Source organism: Shewanella sp. SR43-4, assembly GCF_014163845.1.
Taxonomy (GTDB): domain Bacteria; phylum Pseudomonadota; class Gammaproteobacteria; order Enterobacterales; family Shewanellaceae; genus Shewanella; species Shewanella vesiculosa.
In genome coordinates this window covers 501,818-522,113 of record NZ_JACJEB010000001.1, presented here as the reverse complement: position 1 = coordinate 522,113, position 20,296 = coordinate 501,818, and the positions used below count along the sequence as shown (strand labels likewise).

General features: G+C 43.3%; 15 protein-coding genes. 10 read left to right on the top strand and 5 right to left on the bottom strand.

Translation table 11 applies throughout. The features are described from left to right. The 8 genes from H5123_RS02310 to H5123_RS02275 form a co-directional block, all read left to right on the top strand. The coding region (locus H5123_RS02310) for a ribonuclease E/G (protein WP_182696894.1) at positions 1-475 on the top strand (475 nt) is incomplete at its 5' end. Further along, complete coding sequence (locus tag H5123_RS02305; protein ID WP_182696893.1) at positions 475-4,755, top strand: YhdP family protein; 4,281 nt, start codon at positions 475-477, stop codon at positions 4,753-4,755. The genes H5123_RS02310 and H5123_RS02305, both read left to right, overlap by 1 nt. Further along, positions 4,679-5,509, top strand: coding sequence for a carbon-nitrogen hydrolase family protein (locus tag H5123_RS02300; RefSeq protein ID WP_182696892.1), 831 nt, complete (start codon positions 4,679-4,681; stop codon positions 5,507-5,509). Before H5123_RS02305 ends, H5123_RS02300 begins: the two co-directional genes overlap by 77 nt. A gap of 66 nt (positions 5,510-5,575) precedes the next feature. Further along, positions 5,576-7,024 (top strand): metalloprotease TldD, encoded by a 1,449-nt coding sequence (gene tldD / locus H5123_RS02295; protein WP_182696891.1) that lies wholly within the window; start codon positions 5,576-5,578, stop codon positions 7,022-7,024. A 199-nt stretch (positions 7,025-7,223) separates the two neighbouring features. Next, the gene (locus H5123_RS02290; protein ID WP_235781715.1) at positions 7,224-8,657 is read left to right on the top strand and encodes a TolC family protein; all 1,434 of its coding nucleotides are present in this window, start codon (positions 7,224-7,226) and stop codon (positions 8,655-8,657) included. After that, a complete protein-coding gene (locus H5123_RS02285) occupies positions 8,647-9,636 on the top strand; it encodes an HlyD family secretion protein (protein WP_124015306.1) in 990 nt (329 codons plus the stop codon). The genes H5123_RS02290 and H5123_RS02285 overlap by 11 nt, the downstream gene beginning before the upstream one ends. 12 nt (positions 9,637-9,648) lie before the next feature. Then, positions 9,649-10,818 carry an ABC transporter permease gene (locus H5123_RS02280; RefSeq protein ID WP_124015305.1) on the top strand — a complete coding sequence of 390 codons (1,170 nt, stop codon included), beginning with the start codon at positions 9,649-9,651 and terminating at the stop codon, positions 10,816-10,818. Further along, positions 10,818-11,963, top strand: a complete 1,146-nt coding sequence (locus tag H5123_RS02275) for an ABC transporter permease (RefSeq protein WP_182696890.1) — start codon at positions 10,818-10,820, stop codon at positions 11,961-11,963. The genes H5123_RS02280 and H5123_RS02275 overlap by 1 nt, the downstream gene beginning before the upstream one ends. A 202-nt stretch (positions 11,964-12,165) precedes the next feature. Here the strand turns inward: H5123_RS02275 and H5123_RS02270 are convergent, their stop codons facing one another. After that, positions 12,166-12,678: a hypothetical protein gene (locus H5123_RS02270; RefSeq protein ID WP_124015303.1), complete on the bottom strand. Its 513-nt coding sequence runs from the start codon at positions 12,676-12,678 to the stop codon at positions 12,166-12,168. 533 nt (positions 12,679-13,211) lie between these two features. Here H5123_RS02270 and H5123_RS02265 point away from each other — a divergent pair. After that, on the top strand, positions 13,212-13,565 hold the full coding sequence (locus H5123_RS02265; RefSeq protein ID WP_124015302.1) for a hypothetical protein: 354 nt from the start codon (positions 13,212-13,214) through the stop codon (positions 13,563-13,565). A gap of 172 nt (positions 13,566-13,737) precedes the next feature. Here H5123_RS02265 and H5123_RS02260 read toward each other — a convergent pair whose 3' ends face one another. The 4 genes from H5123_RS02260 to yjgA all read right to left on the bottom strand — a co-directional run bounded on the left by H5123_RS02260 (position 13,738) and on the right by yjgA (position 18,556). Then, a complete protein-coding gene (locus tag H5123_RS02260; protein ID WP_182696889.1) occupies positions 13,738-14,628 on the bottom strand; it encodes a LysR family transcriptional regulator in 891 nt (296 codons plus the stop codon). A gap of 266 nt (positions 14,629-14,894) precedes the next feature. Beyond that, positions 14,895-15,296, bottom strand: a complete 402-nt coding sequence (locus H5123_RS02255) for a hypothetical protein (protein WP_124015300.1) — start codon at positions 15,294-15,296, stop codon at positions 14,895-14,897. Positions 15,297-15,499: 203 nt separating this feature from the next. After that, on the bottom strand, positions 15,500-17,977 hold the full coding sequence (locus H5123_RS02250) for an Ig-like domain-containing protein (RefSeq protein WP_182696888.1): 2,478 nt from the start codon (positions 17,975-17,977) through the stop codon (positions 15,500-15,502). 45 nt (positions 17,978-18,022) lie between these two features. Further along, entirely contained in the window at positions 18,023-18,556 is a 534-nt protein-coding gene (yjgA, locus tag H5123_RS02245) for a ribosome biogenesis factor YjgA (protein ID WP_182696887.1), read from the bottom strand. A gap of 159 nt (positions 18,557-18,715) precedes the next feature. On the opposite strand from yjgA, the gene pmbA reads away from it, so the two are divergent. Next, positions 18,716-20,095 carry a metalloprotease PmbA gene (pmbA, locus tag H5123_RS02240; RefSeq protein WP_182696886.1) on the top strand — a complete coding sequence of 460 codons (1,380 nt, stop codon included), beginning with the start codon at positions 18,716-18,718 and terminating at the stop codon, positions 20,093-20,095. Positions 20,096-20,296 lie beyond the last annotated feature (201 nt).

The following is a 20,296-nucleotide window of genomic DNA, read 5'->3' as shown; positions in this document are numbered from 1 at the left end:
AAGACAGCTGCGATTACGTAATTTGGGTGGGATTATCATTATCGATTTTATTGATATGCTAAGTAAAGAACACCAAGCACGGGTGTTAGAAAGTTTAAATGCGGCCTTGGCGTTAGATAGAGTCAAAACCAGCGTGAGTGGGTTTTCTGGCTTGGGTTTAGTTGAAATGACCCGTAAACGTACCCGCGAAAGTTTAGAGCATGTGGTATGCGGTGAGTGTCCATCTTGTAAAGGCACTGGCACCATGAAAACGATTGAAACTGTGTCATATGAGATTTTTCGCGAAATTATTCGATTAGATCGAGCTTATAAAGCCGATGAATTTTTATTGTATTGCTCACCGGCTGTGTACATGAGTTTTAGCGGCGATGAATCACATTTGTTGGCAGAATTAGAAGTCTACATTGGTAAACGTATTCGTTTGCAAAATGAACCGTTATACATTCAAAGTAAATATGATGTGGTGATGATGTAGTGTCGACAACTCGTACGGGAACGATCAACAGAGTATTTTGGCAGATTTTGGCTATTACACTGGTGCTTTTTGCATTGGCGGTGAGCCTTATTCGTGGTTTATTGCCTCATATTCCTGAAGTCCGTACTGAGTTAATTGATTATCTTGATAGTGAGTACCAACTGCATGTGCAGATGGATAAACTCAGTGCTGAATGGCAAGCATTTGGGCCTGCATTGACCATTAACAATTTAGTCCTACCGCCACAGGATAATCTGCCAATTACAGTTGTCAGCAACAATGTGCATATCAAACTCGATTTTTGGCAGTCGCTACTAACCTTGAGCCCGCAGGTTGAAACCGTTGTATTTGATGGTCTTAAGGTGGCGCTCAATCTCGATCAGTTAACTGCTACTGACGATAATACTAAGCCTAGCGATAAAGCCACTCTTGACTGGTTATATGCCCTGTTATTGGAGCAATTAGGTCATTTTTCAATAACCGATGCCTCCCTGCAACTGGTGAGTAAACAGCATGATTATCGGCCGATTTTTATCGATAATTTATTATGGCAAAACAGCACTAATCGTCACCAAGCACAAGGCATCATCTATGTTGATCCACAGCAGTCAAAGCAAGAACAGTTAACGTTACGTATTGATCTTAGCGGTGATGGTTATCAAGCGGATACTATAGCTGGTCAACTTTACGTGGCCGCAGACTCATTAGACTTAGGCAAATGGGCCTCTAGACAACATAACGCGCAAACAGACGCCGATAATATTGAGTTTCAAGGGGTCATAAATCTTGATGCATGGATGACGTTCGCGCATCGTCAAATTGAAGATGGCATACTGGTTTTTAAACCTAGCTGGTTACAATGGCAAGATGCGGACAGCCAGCAAAAGTTTGCAATCAATTCAGGTTCATTGCAATGGATCCCACAACCTGATGGTTGGCGAATTGACAGTCACAATTTAGATTTATCCACCAATGATCAAACTTGGCCATTACTCACCTTGGCTATTGGCAGTGGTGATGGTGATTTTTTTGGATATGCGAATCAAATTATCCCGACCTTGCTTAAGCCTATGTTGCCATTAGTGCCAGGTTTAGGCATGCAGCAAGTACGCAGTTGGCAGCAGCTTAATCCTCAAGGAAAAATTGGCCCTATTCGGCTGTATAAACAGGCAGAAAAAGCCCTTATCGCTAAAGTTGAAGCACAGCAATTACAATGGCAGCCCTATGAGTCTATACCGGGTATCAGCCCTTTCGATGCCCAATTAACTTGGGCAAATAATCAACTTGAATTTAGCTTGCCTGAGCAAAAATACCAGCTCGATTTTAGCGATAATTTTAGTCAGCCAATAATACTTAATAGCAGTGCCGTCATGGGCCGATATGATGTTGGCCAGCAGCGCTTGACCGTGGCTAGTATTGAGTTGAGTAATAGTGATCTTACTCTGCAAGCGGGCCTTAATCTTGAGTTTGCTGAACAGACTCATATGGGATTAGCTGCTCACGTGACTATTAATGATGTGGCTCATCTTGGGCGATATTTTCCATTAATGGCGATGAGTCCAAACTTAATTAGCTACCTTAATGACGGGTTAGTCGCTGGGCAAGTGAATGATGCGCAGTTAGTCTGGCATGGGGATTTAGGTGGCTACCCCTATCAAGACAGCAGCGGAGTCTTTCAAGCCGCTTTTACTCTTAATAATGGCAATTTTAAGTTCCAACCTGATTGGCCTGCTGTGAGCGATCTTACATTATCAGCCTTGTTTGAAAATGCGATGATGGATTTGCATATTGATCAGGGCAAACTTGATGACGTTACGGTAGACGGCGCGCGAGTGTCTATTCCACATTTGGGGGAAGCGTCGTTGTTAAAGGTTGAAGCCGATATTAATACTGATGCTCAAGCTGCAACCAAAGTAATTAATGCTTCACCGTTACATGATTCTGTCGGGTCTACGTTAGACGTAGTGCAAATCCAACAACACATTAATACTCGATTGGATCTGGCGATTCCCTTATATGAAGGGGGTGAGCAACTCATTAAAGGTCAAGTCACATTTAATAATAACCCAGTGTTTATTGATACTCCCGGTTTAGATTTACAGGGGGTGACAGGGCAAGTGAGTTTTGTTAATCAAGTAATTGAAGGTAAAAATATTAAGGCTCGATTATTTCAACAGCCTCTCACGTTTAGCTTGAGTACCGGTAAGCGTAACAACAATATTGCATTAAATGTTGCGCTGAAAGGACGCTGGGATCTTGATGCCCTACCTGACAGTTTAGACAATCCACTGACTGAAACCTATCACGGAAACATGGACTGGAATGGCCAGTTAACCATGATTTTTGATCCTAGTGGCTACAGTTTACAAGTTTCTGCAAATTCCGATCTTGTAGGAACATCATTAGATTTACCTATCCCTTATGAAAAATCGGCAGCGGAACCGAAAACGCTCAGTGCAGAACTGATTGGCGATAACAAACAATCATCACTGAGCATTAAACTGGGTAATGATGTGGAGTTTTGGGGAGGATTTAATGCCGATAATGGCAGTCAACTGGCCTTTTATGATGTGATGATAGGTCGCCATTTTAGATTGGGTGACAGATTAAATAAGCAGTATGGGCACATACATGTAGATCTGCCTAAAGTTGACTTAGCGCAGTGGCTACCGCTGATTAATCGCTTTAGTGCGACAGCAGAACCTGAAGTCGTGACCTCTTTGATACGAGACCGTATTTTAACTGTCGCCGAGTTGCCTGATACTGAGTTGCAACAACCCATTTCGCCTGCGGTTGATGCTAACCTTGCGACTCCGGCATTTCCACCATTAGCGGGAATTCATGCCAATATTGGCCAATTAACGGTACTTGGGCAATCATTCGATAAATTGCATTTCGATGCTAAGCCAACCGAACATGTATGGCGCTTTGATGCTCAGTCACAACAGTTTGATGGCCGTATCGATTTTTATGCTAATTGGCGCGATCAAGGTATTAAAGTTGTCGCAAGCAAACTGCATTTATTGCCAACAGCCAGTGCAACAAAAAGTGATGATTTATCCCCGACTGTTATGCTACAAAATCTGCCTACGTTAGCGATAGATGTGGATGATTTTAGTGTAAATAATTTATCGCTCGGTCATTTAGTCTTGCAAGGATTGCCCGTAGAACAAGGCTACCAATTCCAGACTCTTTCACTGACTAAGCCAACGGTAACATTGCAGGCAAATGGCTTATGGTCAGTTGATAATGGCACTGAAAAAACCTCGTTTGAGGTCAATTTACAGGCCGATAAGTTTGATGACCTCTCGACGATATTGAACATCAACCCTGGGCTAGAAGATGCGCCATTAGATCTCAATGGTCAGTTATCATGGCAAGGTGCACCTTATCATTTCATGCTTGATACACTTAACGGCCAGCTAAAATTTGAGTTAGGTAAAGGCCATTTATCGGAAATAAGCGATAAAGGTGCACGGGTATTTTCATTATTTAGTTTAGATTCATTATTACGCAAATTATCATTAGATTTCTCGGATGTGTTCGGTGAAGGCTTATACTTTAATCGCTTCAACGGCAACCTTGCGATTGATGATGGTGTAGTGAAAACCACAGATTCAGAAATGGATGCTATTGCGGGCAATATGCGCATACGCGGTTATACCGATCTCACCAGTCAAAGCTTAAATTATGATATTCGGTTTGTGCCGCAGCTTGCGTCGAGTGTACCAACCGTGGTGTTATTGAGTACCAGTGCATGGACTTTAGGTTTAGGGGCATTTGCCCTGACAAAAGTGTTAGAGCCCGTGATTGAAGTCATTTCTGAAATTCGTTTTCGAGTGACCGGCACCATGGACAATCCACAACTTGAAGAGCTTGAGCGTAAGAGTAAAGAAATTGAAATTCCACAAGCTATTTTACCGCAAGCCAATGAGTCGAGTGTTGAAACTCAGATTAAAACTGGAGTTGATTCTAATATCGCGCCCAAGCTTAAAAGTGATACCAAGGGCGAAAATGAAACTCAAGCCCCAGAGCAGAATAAGCAATATAATGTACTGCCCAATACCACAGGGGCAATTAGCTCAATACCAACGAATCAGGTTTCTCGAATGATAAAGGCGCAAATGTACACCGACGCTTTATCAAGGGGCCAACACGCAGGCGAGCCATTGGCTCATGTCGTTTCGCTACCAGGAGTGAGAGATGCAAATCAGCTTATTACAATGCCAAAGCAGTCGCGATGTCCAAGCCAATCTCGCGTTTGTCGACTCGCAGCTTAAAGACTTACCCCGAGAAGCCAATGAACCACAATTAGTGGTGTTACCTGAGTGTTGTTTATTGTTTGGTGGTCACGAAAGCCAGCAGCTTGAATATGCAGGTAGCCAGCATCAAAGCGAACTTAAAAACGCGTTAGCTTCGATGGCTAAAAAGTATCAAGTGTATTTTATTGCCGGCACTATTCCTATGCGTGCCGATGATGGTCGAGTCTTCAGCCGTTGTTATTTTTTTGATGATCATGGCGTCACCCTAGGTCATTACGATAAACTGCATTTATTCGACGTTGAGGTGAGTGATAACACCAAAACCTATCGTGAAAGTGATACCTTTCATCCAGGCGATCATATTAGTGTGATTGATACTCCGTTTGGCAAAGTCGGCTTAGCCATTTGTTATGATATTCGCTTTGGCGACATGTTTCGGGCTTTACGTTTAGCTGGAGCAGATTATATTGCTCTACCTTCTGCATTTACCAAAGTGACTGGGGAAGCGCATTGGCAAGTGTTATTGCAAGCCAGAGCGATTGAAACTCAATGTTATTTATTGGGCGCAGGCCAATGGGGACAGCATAATCAAGGCAGTCGAGAAACATGGGGGCACAGTATGATTGTTGATCCATGGGGCAGAGTTATTGCTGAACGAGCGACGGAATGTGGCTGGGTACAGGCTAAAGTCGATTTAGCGGAATTACAGCGCATTCGTCAGCAAATGCCGCTGATGGGCCATAATCGATTTAGAGAGCCACAGCTGAAATAATACTGGCTGAGCCACGACTAACACTGAATTCGCAGTACGCGTTACCAATTAATAAAGAGAATTTTAATGCCATTTTTAACCCAAGTAGAGCAGAGTTTATTGCAAGATGGATTAACCTTAGACGGATTGCAAGGTTACTTAAATACCATTCATCAACACAATATCGATTTTTCAGACCTGTATTTCCAAGGTAGCCGTCATGAGTCTTGGGTTTTAGAAGATGGCATAGTCAAAGAAGGCAGTTTCCACATTGAGCGTGGTGTGGGTGTACGTGCTATTAGCAGTGAAAAAACCGGTTTTGCTTATGCCGACGAGATTACTCCAGCCGCTCTTGATGCCGCAGCGAAAGCCGCCCGTGGCATTGCCAGTGCCGGTGAGCAGCACAAGGTACAAGCCTTTAAGCGTCAAGCGGCACATAAACTCTATGACAGTGCCGATCCAATTGCGGCTATGGACGAAGTGAAGAAAATCGACTTGTTAAAGCAAGCCGATGCGTATATCCGTAGTTTAGACAGCCGTATTATTCAGGTTGTGGTGAGTTTATCTGGCGTACATGAGGAAATATTGATCGCTGCCAGTGACGGTACATTGGCCGCAGATATTCGTCCATTAGTGCGTTTTAACTGTAGTGTTATTTTAGAAGACAACGGCAAGCGTGAACGCGGTAGTGCCGGTGGTGGTGGTCGTCACGATTACAGTGCCTTCTTAGCCACAGATGAAACTGGCTTACCACAGAGTTTTGAATTTGCTCGTGAAGCAGTGCGCCAAGCTCAAGTGAATGTTAATGCCATTGATGCTCCAGCAGGTGAAATGACCGTAGTGTTAGGTAACGGTTGGCCTGGTGTGTTATTGCACGAAGCGGTAGGTCATGGCTTAGAAGGTGACTTTAATCGCAAAGGCAGCAGCGCCTTTAGCGGTAAAATGGGCCAGCAAGTGGCATCGACATTAGTCACCATAGTCGATGATGGTACATTGGAAAATCGTCGTGGTTCATTAAGTATCGATGATGAAGGCGTACCAACTCAAAAAACCACTTTGATTGAAAATGGTATTTTAACCGGCTACATGCAAGATAAGTTAAATGCGCGCTTAATGGGACAATTGCCTACGGGTAATGGTCGCCGCGAATCTTATGCTCATTTACCTATGCCACGGATGACGAATACTTATATGAATGCCGGTGAATCAGACCCTGCAGACATTATCAAGTCAGTGAAGAAAGGCATCTATGCGCCCAACTTTGGTGGCGGTCAAGTCGATATCACTTCAGGTAAGTTTGTGTTCTCAGCTTCTGAAGCTTATTTGATTGAAGACGGTGAGGTAACTCAGGCAATTAAAGGTGCAACTTTAATTGGTAATGGCCCTGAAGCCATGGGATTAATTTCCATGGTTGGTAATGACTTAGCTCTAGATAAAGGCGTAGGCGTGTGCGGTAAAGACGGACAAAGCGTGCCTGTTGGCGTGGGGCAACCAACATTGAAAATTGATCGTCTAACGGTTGGCGGTACAGCTTAAACGTTAGCCTATTTAGCCGTAAGTAGCCGGCTTACTGAGTGTTATGACTTGGTAAGCCGTTGTATATATAAGGCTTATTTTGATAGTCTTGTTTATTTAAGGATATGTATAGTCAGGTTAATAATCTATGTGGCTGTGAAAATAACTGTTTTAAGTTATACTTCATCAAGGAATTAGAGTATTAACTCTAGAGGTGTTTATGGTTGCAAAGCGTCATAGTAGTCCACATAGCCAGAGGCGATTGAGCTTGGTGTTGTGTTCGAGTGTTTTTTTTGTTCATCTTAGTGTTTTCGCTGAGCCCATTACGTTTAGCAATGCTTGGCAGCAATTAACTCAAGTAAGCGATCATCTGCAAGCCAAAACCCAGCATGTTAACCGCGCCAAAGCCGAAGAAGACGCTGGTGATGCACTGAATTTCCCATCGTTGAATATTGCCGGTAGTTATACCCGTCTTGAAAAACCGATTGAACTTGACCTCAATGATCTTAATCCACTTGCCTCGCTTGATAGCAGTACCTTACCGCCGGCGCTTGGCGGTGCCCTAGCCAGTATTCCTAGTTCATTGTTTGTTACCCCTTTTACTGAGCAAGATGTATTTCGTGCCAGTTTGCAAGCCATGTGGCCGATTTACACTGGTGGTAAAATTACTGCTGCGCAAGGGATACATGCAGCACAAGTTTCTGAAACTGAACAAGAGTTGGCCCTAGCTCGGCGGGAGTTATTTCTGCAGTTAGTTGATCGTTACTATGCGGTGTCGGTGACAAAAACCTTAGTTGATACTCAAAATCAGTTGGTAGATTCGTTAGCGTTACATGTCAGTCATGCACAAAAATTGGAGCAACAAGGGCAAATCGCCAAAGTTGAACGCTTAAATGCCCAAGTCGCGTTAGAAAATGCCAAGGTCAATAGGGGTAAAAGCCAGCGTCAATATGAGATGGCCGAAATAGCTTTAGCGCGGATGTTGCATATTCCCTCAGTCGATCCTATTTCAGCGCTGTTTTTACTGGAACAGCAACCGTCATTGCCACAACTTAGCCAGCTGACGTTAACTCAGCATCCGGCATTAAAACTGCTTGAGGCTAAAGAAGCTCAAGCCAATGGCTTAGTGGACTTAGAAAAGGGCAGTTATTACCCCACAGTGTATTTATACGGTAACTATACCTTGTATGAAGATGACAGCTTATTTTCACAAGTGGAACCTGATTGGATGGTAGGTGTGGGCATGAGCATACCGCTGATAAGCCGTGATGGGCGCAGTGGTAAAGTACAAGCCGCCAAAAGTGCTTTATTGCAAGCTCGATACACTAAAGCACAAACCAAGCAGGATTTAAGTTTACTGATCGATCAAAGTTATCGGCAAATGCTGCAAGCTAAAGAAGAAGCCGATGCGCTGAATACGTCGTTAGCGTTAGCGACTGAAAATTTACGTTTACGAGAGTTATCTTTCAATCAAGGCTTATCCACATCAATTGATAGGATCGATGCAGAGTTAAGCTTAACGGCGGTTAAAACTCAGCAATTAGGGGCTAAATATCGCTATATTCAAGCCTATGCCAAAGTGATGGCCATTAGTGGTCAAGTCGATGAATTTATTAACCGAACTCAACTTCAGGGGGCTGCTTATGCGGGCTAACAAGATCATCGCGGTCATTGCATTCGTGTTACTTATATTACTGTTGGGCTATGGCGTCATGCTGGCCTTTACGCCGCAACCTAGCGTGTTACAAGGGCAAATAGAAGCTCGTGAATACAACATCTCTTCTAAAGTGCCAGGGCGGGTAGAGCAGGTCTTAGTGCGCAAAGGCGATCAGGTTGATGTGGGCGATATTTTGTTTGCCATCAGCAGTCCTGAATTGGATGCTAAGCTAGTGCAGGCTCAAGGTGGTCTAGAAGCCGCAACCGCAATGCAGCAACAAGCGAATAATGGCGCAAGACAACAACAAGTCACAGCCGCTAAAGAGCAATGGTTAAAAGCTCAAGCTGCCACCGAGCTTAGTCTAAAAACATATCAGCGCATTGAAAATCTATTTGATGAAGGTGTTGTCGCAAGGCAAAAGCGCGATGAAGCTTATACCCAATGGCAGGCCGCTAAATATACTGAACAGGCAGCCTATGCCATGTATCAAATGACCGACGAAGGCGCACGCGATGAAACCAAAGCGGCTGCGGCAGGCAAGACTCGTATGGCAGAAGGTGCAGTTAACGAGGTGAATGCAATTTTAGCTGATAGCCAAATGCGTTCACCTAAAAAAGCTGAGGTGAGTGAAGTACTGTTACAAGCGGGTGAGTTAGCACCGAGTGGCTTTCCGGTAGTGAGCATTATTGATATGAGTGATGCTTGGGCTGTATTACAAGTGCGAGAAGATCAATTATTGCAATTTAAACAAGATCAAAGCGTGATGTTAGATATCCCCGCATTGCAGCAGCAAGTTGAATTTACCGTGTCGCACATCAGTGTGATGGGCAATTTTGCCACTTGGCGCTCCACTGAAAGTGGCCATGATTTTGATATGCGTACATTCGAGGTGGAACTGACACCTAAGCAGAAAATAGCCGATTTACGTGTTGGGATGTCGGTATTATTTCGCGCCGACAAGCTCAACGAACATTAATAAGGCTTGCTGATGAGGCATCTATTTCGGCGTGAATGGACAGTGTTATGGCATTCGCCTTGGCAACTCGCCTTGGTGAGCTATATTCCGCTCATCGGCGTACTTGCGCTGTGGTGGTTGTTCAGTGCAGGCTTGCCAAGACAGCTTCCGGTTGCCGTGGTTGACTTAGATAATAGCCAAATTAGTCGTATGCTTACCCGGCAATTATCGGCAAATGCCGTAGTTGCTCCTCGCGCATATGCTAATGAAGCATCAGCGATTGACGCTATGCGTAAAGTGGAAGTTTATGGTTTAGTTATTTTGCCTTATCAGCTTAACAAAGACCTATTAACATCCAAACAACCCACGATTGATATTCGCTATAACAGTCAATTTTTATTAGTTGGCAAGTTACTCTCTAGCCAACTACAACTCAGCCTTGCTGAGGGCTTAACGCATATTGGTGAAGTAAATTTATTGCTCAAAGGAGCCAATAAAGCCACAGTCGATGTGAGTTTAACGCCTATTAGTAATCAAACCACGGCACTATTTAATCGCAATAATAACTATGTCGGATTTCTGGTTCCTCCTATATTGATTGCATTGTGGCAGTTGCTGTCGATGCTGGTTTTTGTCAATAGTGTCAATGCGGAGCTGCTCCCGCAGGGTGAGCGTAACTATTTAGCCAAAGATTTTTGGGCTAAGGTGTGGGTTAAAATCCTGTTCTACAGTCCCATTATGCTTATTCATGGTGGCTTTATTCTGCTGTGGTTATACCATTATTTGGCGATGCCGATAGCGGGTTCGTTATGGCTTTTGGTATTGGCGCAGATGTTCATGCTCATGGCGTTGTGGTTGATCGTGTTATTTATTTTTATGCTGATGCGTGACAGTGCGCGGGTGGTCAGCTTTTGTACTGCCTTATTTGCTCCTGCGTTTGCGTTTATGGGGATTACCTTTCCAGTTAATGATATGCCTTTATTGGCTAAATGGTGGCGCTTGATTATGCCATCAAGTCATTATATCGACTCTCATGTCAGTGTGGTGAGCTACGGGGTGAACTTGCCACAAGTGTTACTGCAAATCAGTTCATATTGGGGCTTTTTACTATTAATCCCTTTGCTTTATGTGTTGGGGCGTCATGCTCAGAAAATACCGCCTCAAGTTCCCGTGAGCAAGTCAATTAGTCTGGGAGTCAAGTGATGAACTTCTGGCAGTTAATGGTTGCAGAATGCAAAGCGATACTGGCTGATAAAGCCATAGTCGTGACCTTATTTGGTGGCGTGTTATTTTACTCAGTACTTTATCCGTTACCGTATCTGCATCAGGTGCCGACAGAGCAGCAGATTGTGGTCGTTGATCATGATAATTCATCTCTCAGCCGATTGGTGACACGTCATGCCGATGCCAGTGCCAAGATAAAAGTACTCGCTAATGTAAACAGTATTGACCAAGCCCAAGCTTGGATTGATGCTGGTAAAGCGCACGGTTTATTGGTTATCCCAGCAGATTTTAGGCGTAATTTGTTATTGGGCAAAGGCGCGACATTAAGTTACGGCGGTGATGCGAGTTACTTTTTAATTTATTCTGCGATTGTTGAAGGCTTAGTTTCTGCAGGTATTGATGCCAGTAAACACGTGCAAATGATAGGTTTGCTCGCCCGTGGACAAAACCCAGAGTTAGCGCAGCAAGCTGTTAATTCTATCCATATTAATTCGGTGCCGGCTTTTAACCCCAGTTTGGGTTATACCCCCTATGTGGTACCGGGTTTATTTTTATTAATTTTGCATCAAACCTTATTAATTGGCACAGGTATTTTGGGCGCAGGCCAATGGGGTAAACAGGGCTACTGGCAGCAAGTCCGGCCAGTGACCTTAGTGCTTGCAAGGCTTAGTGTGTTTATGATGATTTATGCATTATTCAGTAGTTTCTACTTAGGCGCTTGTTTTTATTGGTATAAAGTCAGCGTGGTTGCCTCTGTGATTGAAGTAGGCTTATTTATGTTGCCCTTTTTATTGGCTACGGGTTCGTTAGGTATTTATCTCAGTAGTTTGTTCCGCCGGCGTGAATTACCCACCCAATTGTATTTACTTGTCTCTATGCCAATTTTATTTGTGGCAGGATTTGTGTGGCCAATTGCGTTGATTCCACAGCCATTGGTAGTGGCATCGCAAGTTATTCCTGCTGTGCCAGCAATTATGGGGATGCTCGAGTTAAATCAATTAGGGGCAGGTTGGTCGGCCGTGTTGCCTAAATGGCTGCAACTATGGGGCCTATTCGCCATTTTTGTCACTATGGCAATAGTGGCCATTGCACGTAAACAGCAAGATGTTAATACTCCATCATAGTATCGTGTGTAAACTTAGTATCGAGTGTAAACGACAAAAAGGCTGTAGCAGTCTCACGTTCGGTCAATAAATTCTGCTAACAAAAATAGACAGGTATCGTATTGATTGACCTGTCTATTACTGCACATTCAGCAAGATGTACTAACAAAAAACTGTTTGGCTGATTGCATTGAACCGTGACGGTTTTTTGGTCGGGGTCCAATTACATCATTCCGTCTTGTGTGCTGGTTAATGATGCTTGTAAACGTTCAACGTTATGCTGATAAATACTGCTGTTATCCACTTTTGCCGCATATTTAAAATCAGCTAATGCACCTAATTTGTCATTATTGATTAACTTCATTATGCCGCGATTATTGTAGGCATAAGCACGCTCTACCATTGATGCAATTGCGACTTGAGTACGGGCACTTTTCACTGCAGCATCACAGGCTTTTTCGGCATTTTCCATGTCAGATAATTGTACGTAACCTGCACATAAGTTCACATTGCGAGAATAGTCATCCACTGTGTATTTACTTGCAGACAATGTTGCTGTGAGCCCTTGCTGAACATCACCAGATTGCAATGCGTTAACACCTGGTACATCTTCAATTAATACCATTTTGTAGGCATTGCTATTGATGTGATGGCCTTGTTCGTCAGCCATAACACTTGTCGATGCTGTCAGTATTAATGTGGCACTCATTAGGCCGTTAACTATGCTTTTTTTCATGATGTCGCTCCCTTAAACGTTTACGTAGCGCCGCGCTACAGATGAACTTTAGTCAAAAGGACTAAAGCCGACAAACGATAAAAAACGCATTAATAGATTAAAAAAATTCACTTATATCGACAAGTTAATCGAGCTTAGTGCAGTGATGGTGAGCGACTTAGGTATTTTATCGTGTTTATCTTGATTGATTGTTGCGATGCTTTATTTAACATCACTCAATAGATACTGCTGATCGGTGGCCCGTACTTTTGTTTATGACTTGATGCCACAGTCAAGTTGTTGGCAAAAATAGTCATTTATGCTGAGGTTTGCTTTTTTGGAGTGAATCTTAGATTATCAAACTAGACATGTTGCTCCTCTCGCTTTCTTTTTGCGCTGACCATTTTTAAATATCAAGCATGATATTGACCGCCAAAAAATTGCTAGACTTTGCCATACAAAAGAAAAACAAGAAGGACGAGACAGACGATGATCGCTGCCTATTCACTATATTTAGCTACTGCATACAGTGGTATTTTATCAGCGGAAACATAATGAAACTTTTGTATAAAATTGTATTTTCGGTAACTGTTTTTTTGGTTGTGCTCTATTACTCGAGTTTTTATATTTTACCGAGTATCACAATAGTAAATAATTCGGGAGCCGAGATCACTCAGGCTGAAATTGATTTACCCAGTACTCATTTGGATTTTGGCTCAATTGAACAAGGCACGAGTAATACGCTTCATTATGCTTTAACGCAACAACGAGATGGGGTCTATACCTATAGAATCGACGCTAAAGATTTAGCGGTGTATCACGGTAGTTGTGGTTACGTTACCAATAACGAACTTCATAAGCGTGTTGTGATTTATATCGCCAGTGATGCGCAAGTAGTGTGTAAATAGGTATAAAAAAGTCACATTACTGCGAGTTTTAATCGCTAGGATTACTTAATTCAACCTATGACAAGCCGTTATTTTAGCTGCACCACGATTTTTAATCATTTTCATGGCTCATGTGAAAACTGCTTTTATCTCAATCTGAGCCAGATATCCTAAGCCCTTCAACTTTTGACACCTAACAGCTTTCATCGTGAAAGCTTTTAAGTATCCAGTCTATTAGCAATTGCACTTCTGGGCGCTGCTGTTCATTGGAATGGCGGGTGAGATAATAGCGGTCATGGCTATAAAGTGGCTGGGAGAATAATGGAATCAGGATTTTGTTATCAAACCACGCTTGGCTGATAGGCAGGGGGATTAATGCTACACCAAGCCCTTGCTCTGCTGCTCGCGCGACACTGAACATACTGTCTAATTGAATAATTTGTTTTGGTTTGAATTGCTCAAAGCCGATATTGTCAGCCCATTGATGCCATGCGTAGGGTCTAGCTTTATGTAATATCAACGGCACCTTGGTTAACGCTTTAAAGCCTTGTGATGATAGCTCAGAGTGGAGCTGTGCATTACATGCTGGCATATACGTTATTGGAAATAGGTCATATACATTGTCGCTAGGCTGCTGTTTACCCGAGAGCATAATCGATACATCAGTGTGTTTTATCACATCACTGCGCGATTTAATCGTTTCGAGTTTAAGGTTGATATTGGGGTATTTGGATGACCAGCCAATAAGTTTAGGCATAAACAGCTCGCTAGCGAAAAACTCAGGCATTGAAATACTGACTTCGAGCATTCTGTCTGATTGATTAAATTCACTGACAGTGTTGACCAGTTGCTGCATCACTGGCTCGATCGCTTGGTAAAACCGTGCACCAACTTCAGTTAAGGCAACCGAGCGGGTTTGACGGATAAACAAGCTTAGATTGAGGGTTTCTTCCAATTGCTTAATTTGGTGGCTAACGGCAGATGGTGTGAGGTACAGCTTTTTAGCCGTCTCTTTAAAACTTAAGCATTCAGCTGCGACGCAAAAGCAACGTAGGCCACGCATTGAGGTGTGTAAAGGAAGCATTTAATTCTCAGCAAGGACTAATTAAGTCATTTAATGGAGTAACAGTGTCGACTAAGCAGTAGTGCATTTTTATTATCATTATTGTGAAAGCAAAGAACAGACCATGCTTTAAAGTCTTATTTAAACAAAGTACTAACACATGTGGTATTTATATTTTGAGTTGCTTTAGTGCTTAAACGAATAAACATTGCACCATCTCAGTGCAATGTTTTAGCATTATGGGCATCAGGAGGTAAGCAGGGCTAGGGCTTATTGCTGCTACTCGATTAGAAGTACAATGTTTCTAGCTTAGTGCCATCAATAAAGATATCGCACTTATCAGCGGTGCTTGATTTTGCAGATTGGATAATACTCGCTACCACGCCAAAGCTACCGCCTTGATCGCCTAATACCGAACCGAAATAGCAATCACCTTTTACAGCCATGCCTTTGAACTTAGCGTTAAGATGCTGGGTTGGGGTCATTGGTGGGAATCGACCTTGCATGATCGTGTCACCATTAGCGATTAACTGTAGCTTGTTTTTTTCTTTGTCGTATATGCCACCAAAAATGATGGTTTGGTCATTCACTACCACAGTTTTGTTTTGTGCAACGATAGGGGGTTTAGCGGCACAAGCGCTAAGAAGCACGCCTGCGGTTAAAGTAGAAAGTATAAAAAGTTTGCGCATTATTATTCCTTAGTATGCGTCGAGAGGCGTATTCTGGCCCTCGAATGAGTAAACTAGCCCTGTTTACCTATTTGGATTCAACGTTATGCACAGTGGAGTTCCATAGTGCACAACGTGCTTATTCTAACAACTTATCAACGAATGCCAATAATAAAAACAGCCTGCTAAAAGAGCAGGCTGTTTAGTCACTCTAGAGCAGTCTTTTATAACAAGCTGACATAAAATTTCAGTTCAGTGACCACACCTTTAGGCGTCGTTGCTGTCAGTGTTACTTGGCTGGTGCCAGGTGTACCGATATTTTTGAGGGTAAAGGTGGTTGATGTTCCCCCCGCCGATGTTGTGTTCGGTACGCTGTAGCCAGAGAACTGCAACTCACCTTCAGTGCTGGCAACGGTTAAGATGGTACCTGAAGGTAATATTTGCTTGGCACTATCTGTTAACACCACAGTAAACGTCGATATTTCATTTAATCCGATAGGTTGAATATCACTGGTGTAATCGTTAATCACAGCGTCATCTTGACTCACAACAAACGTCGCATTAGAGCCTGACATAGTTAACACCAATGCTTTACGAATATAGGTGGTCGTGGCAGTGCTATCACATAAGCTGCCTTCACACTGAGGGCCATTAAATTTACCATCAGCCGCTTGATACGCAGTACTGGCTTGAATATTAAAATATGGCTCACCTAAGTCATGGGTGCGAGACTCATTGTCATCCCTAAAGGCATCAGGTAAATCAACAAAGCCACTGTTATGGTAAGTTTCAACATCCATACCATCACCATTACACGCAATTGACGTTGTGCCATTTAAACAACCATTAACCACGCCGCCATCAGCAGCATCAAACACATTGTTACCGTTGGTATCGAAAAAAGTTTCGTGCCCTAAGGCATAAGCCATAATCGTGACACGGTGATCGCTTACTCGTGGCGATGCCGATGTCCAAATAACTGAACAGCGACCATCTGCAATAGTACACGATGGCTCAATTTGTCCACCTTCAGCGGTGAAGTTGATGGTCGTGTCATCTGGTGCCGGGTTACCAAAACTGTCAGAGGCATAAGCGGTAATGGTCACTTGCTCGCCATTGTAGTCACCCGCTTCAGGATTACCGTTTGACCTTGAAATACTAAAGCCTAGTTGCTGTGGTATTCCGGTATTGACGGTGAGTTGCTCTGATTGGCTGGTAATGGTTTTATTCGTGTCAGCATCAGTTGTTGATGCCATTACCCGAACCGGTGTTGGAATCGTACCGGCTTGAACGCGAACGCTGACCAAGCCTTGGGCGTTAGTAATACTGCTATCTGTTACTGCGCCATTAGCAAACTGTAAACCGCCAACGGTAGTATCTAGACTAAAGTTTACTTGTTGTTGAGCAGCAGGTTGACCATTCGCACTAGAAACTAAAAAGGTGACTAAAGATGATTCAGTTGAGCCTGTGCCGCCTGAACCTTTGATACGGATTTGGCTTGGGTCAGCTGACACAAAACTCACGTTAGATAAGGTCTGGCGGGCTAAGATAAAAGGTAAGCTTGCGCGTAAACTACTGCCATTAACAGTAGTGGTCGCGATGATAGTGTCATTGCGTTCACTATTACCACTGCAACTAACATCAGAAAATGTTGAGCTTGCTGAGCCAGATAAGCTGGTGATAGGTGAATCGAGTGAGGCATTATCATTGAAGGAACAGTCTGAACTAAAGCTAATACTGGTCGGGCTTTGTAAGCGAGTCATATTGCCAGCTATGTCTTCGCTGACGAGCGTCGCGGTAACCCCAAAAGTGCCACCGGCGCTAATGGTATAACTACCATCCGCTGCTGTTAGTGTTGTGGCTAATTCTCCTTCGACAAACTCACCATTAGCATCAATGGATCCCATTTTTACGATGCCGGCAGTGGCAATGTCGTCAGTCGCTAACACTTCATAAGCGCTAGTACTGCTGAGGGTTACCCCTTGATATTCTGTTGTGGCTGTTAATAAACTGGCGCCTAACTCTGATGCTGACGGAGTATAATTAAGAGTGGCGATACCTGAAGCTTTAGTCAGAGCAGTCGCGGGCGTTAACGTCGCACTACCGGCATTGAATGTGACAATTTGGTTAGCAATACCTTGGTTATTGCTGTCGGTAAGTAACGCGCTAAGTTGCACTGTTTTATCAAGATTAAAGCGGGTAATTGGACCTGTAGCATCTGTAATTGAAGCTGTTAATTGAATCGCTTCAGCAGGAATACTTGTGGTGTATTCTTTAAATTGATAATTGCGACTCGCGCTAACTGAGTCAGCATCGCTTGGTGAATAAGTTGCGCTAAGAATGCCAGCCTCGATGCCGCCAGACGTGACAATCGTAGTCGCAAGGCCGGAAGATAATGTTAATGCGCTAGCGGGTGTGACTGTGGCAGTGCTAGTACTGAATGTAATCAGGGCTCCGCTGACGTTAGCATTACCGAGTTTGAGATGTGCAACGGCACAAAAACTGCCATCGATATCAAAAATCAGAGATTCAGTACTGGTATCACATTGGCCATTGACGACATTTTGATAGCTTACAGTAATACTGTAACTGCCATTTGACGTGTCAGCATCGGTGCCATCCGCAGCACCGTTGCAACCTGTAAATAGCAACACTGAAGTTAATAGTAACATTAGTGTGCGAGTCATCATTTTTAGCCGCATTAGCAATATCCTTATTCTATTAAACAGACTATTTTTGAAATGGCCCTAGTCTCTGATTTCAGCTCTTAAATACTTATATAGCTCTTTAGACGATTTTGATTCTGGGCCTTTAGCCAGTTCTTTATTCGCTTGGCGGATCAGTTGACGCAGTTTTTGACGATCAAGTTGTGGATGTAAATCCAGAAGTACTTGAACCTCGTCATCACCATTTGCTAATAAACGCTCGCGCATCTTTTCAAAAATCTGTATTTGAGCAGCTTCATTATTGTTTTTGTTCAACACTTTATCGAGTGCTGCTTCAATAGGTTCATGCTCGTATCCACGCATCAATTTACCAATGTATTGCAAATGGCGGCGATAGGCTTCGGTTTTTTGCTTAATCAGTTTTGATTTTAGAATCGCATCATATAAGAATTCATCTAAACCCATTTTGTCTAATTGAGTTTTGCTCAGGGCCACTAAACGCATGCCAAGTGCTTGAGCATCCTCACTTTCTTTTTTAACGCCTGTTCTGCTGACATAGTTGTCATCATTATCATAGGGCTGCTGAAACAGTTCAGAATCGCCAACAATTTTCATAGTCATAAACCTCAAGTCAATATGCGTTAATGATAGCATTTATTTGGCCTAGAATATGCAGAATTTATTGATGATAGTGAGCGATATAAATGCACGGTTATCAATCGCCAATTGAATTTGATATGCTAACGGCAACTAGACTAATCAAAGAGTAATTTTGTGGCTTCTCATCCTTCTTCAGCGCCTAGCGCAACTGAACCAACACCTAGAATTGATTCTGAATTATCTGCGTTAAAAGATGCTGTCGCTGTCGCGTTAGAATACGCAAAAGTGTTAGGCACTTCGGCCGCTGAAGTGGCTATTAGTAAGCAGCAAGGTTTGTCGGTTTCTACCCGTGAAAAAGAAGTTGAAACCGTTGAGTTTAATAAAGACGGTGCGTTAGGCATTACCATTTACCGCGATGGTCGCAAAGGCAGCTCATCAACCTCGGACTTAAGCCCAGAGGCGATTCGCCAAGCGGTAAAAGCCGCCGATGGTATTGCAAAATATACCTCAGAGGATCCTTTTAGTGGCTTGGCTGATCCCGCTTTGATGGCGCAAGATATTCGCGATTTAGAGTTATACCATCCACACGATATCGATGCAGAAGAGCTGGCACAGCTGGCTATTCGCGCTGAAGAAGCCAGTTTATCAGTTGATAGTCGTATCCGAAATTCAGACGGCGCCAGCGCTAATGCGCATACAGCTGCCAGAGTGTATGGCAATAGCCATGGGTTTCTTAATGGCTATTGCAGCTCTCGCTACAGTTTGAGCTGTGTGGTGATAGGCGAAGAGTCTGATGGCAATTTACAGCGTGACTATGACTATACCGTTGCGCGTAAGTACAGTGATTTATTGTCTCCAGAAGCCGTTGGTTTGCAAGCGGCAAACAAAACTTTAAGCCGTTTAGATGCACGTAAAATTGCCACCGCGAAAATGCCGGTGCTATTTGCGCCAGAAATTGCTACCGGCCTGATGGGCCATTTAATTGGTGCGATCAGTGGCAGCAGTATTTACCGCAAGTCGAGCTTCTTAATGGAGGCATTGAATACCCAAATATTCCCAGACTGGTTTAGCATCGAAGAGCAGCCACATTTGTTAGGTGCTTTAGCCAGCGCTAATTATGACAGCGAAGGTGTCGCTACCCAAGATCGGCGTATTATTGATCGCGGCCAATTAGCAACTTACTTATTAACCAGTTATTCTGCACGTAAGCTAGGTATGACCAATACTGGTCATGCTGGTGGTATTTATAACTGGACCTTAAGCCATTCAAACCAAACATTTGATGACTTGGTCAAAACCATGAATACTGGCTTAATTGTTACCGAAGTAATGGGCCAAGGCGTTAATGGCGTTACGGGTGATTATTCTCGCGGCGCGGCTGGCTTCTATGTTGAAAATGGCGAAGTGCTATACCCAGTAGAAGAGATCACCATAGCGGGTAATTTAAAAGACATGTTTATGGGAATACAAGGTGTAGGTAAAGATCGCGATTTACGTTCATCAATCCGTACCGGCGGAATTTTACTGAGCGAGATGAAAATCGCGGGGAATTAACCCCTTTTGCTGATCAACGCATTTATGGTTTAAATGCAAACAATGAAAGCCTCTTATCTAATTGATTGAGAGGCTTTTTTTAGCTTTAATTTGGCTCTTGAGCTTTATCACTCTACTTTACCTTTCCTGATAGTCGTTTACAGGCAAGGGGTGTCATAACTCTTGCAAATGTAACTAGATGGTTAATGGAGTAAATATGTT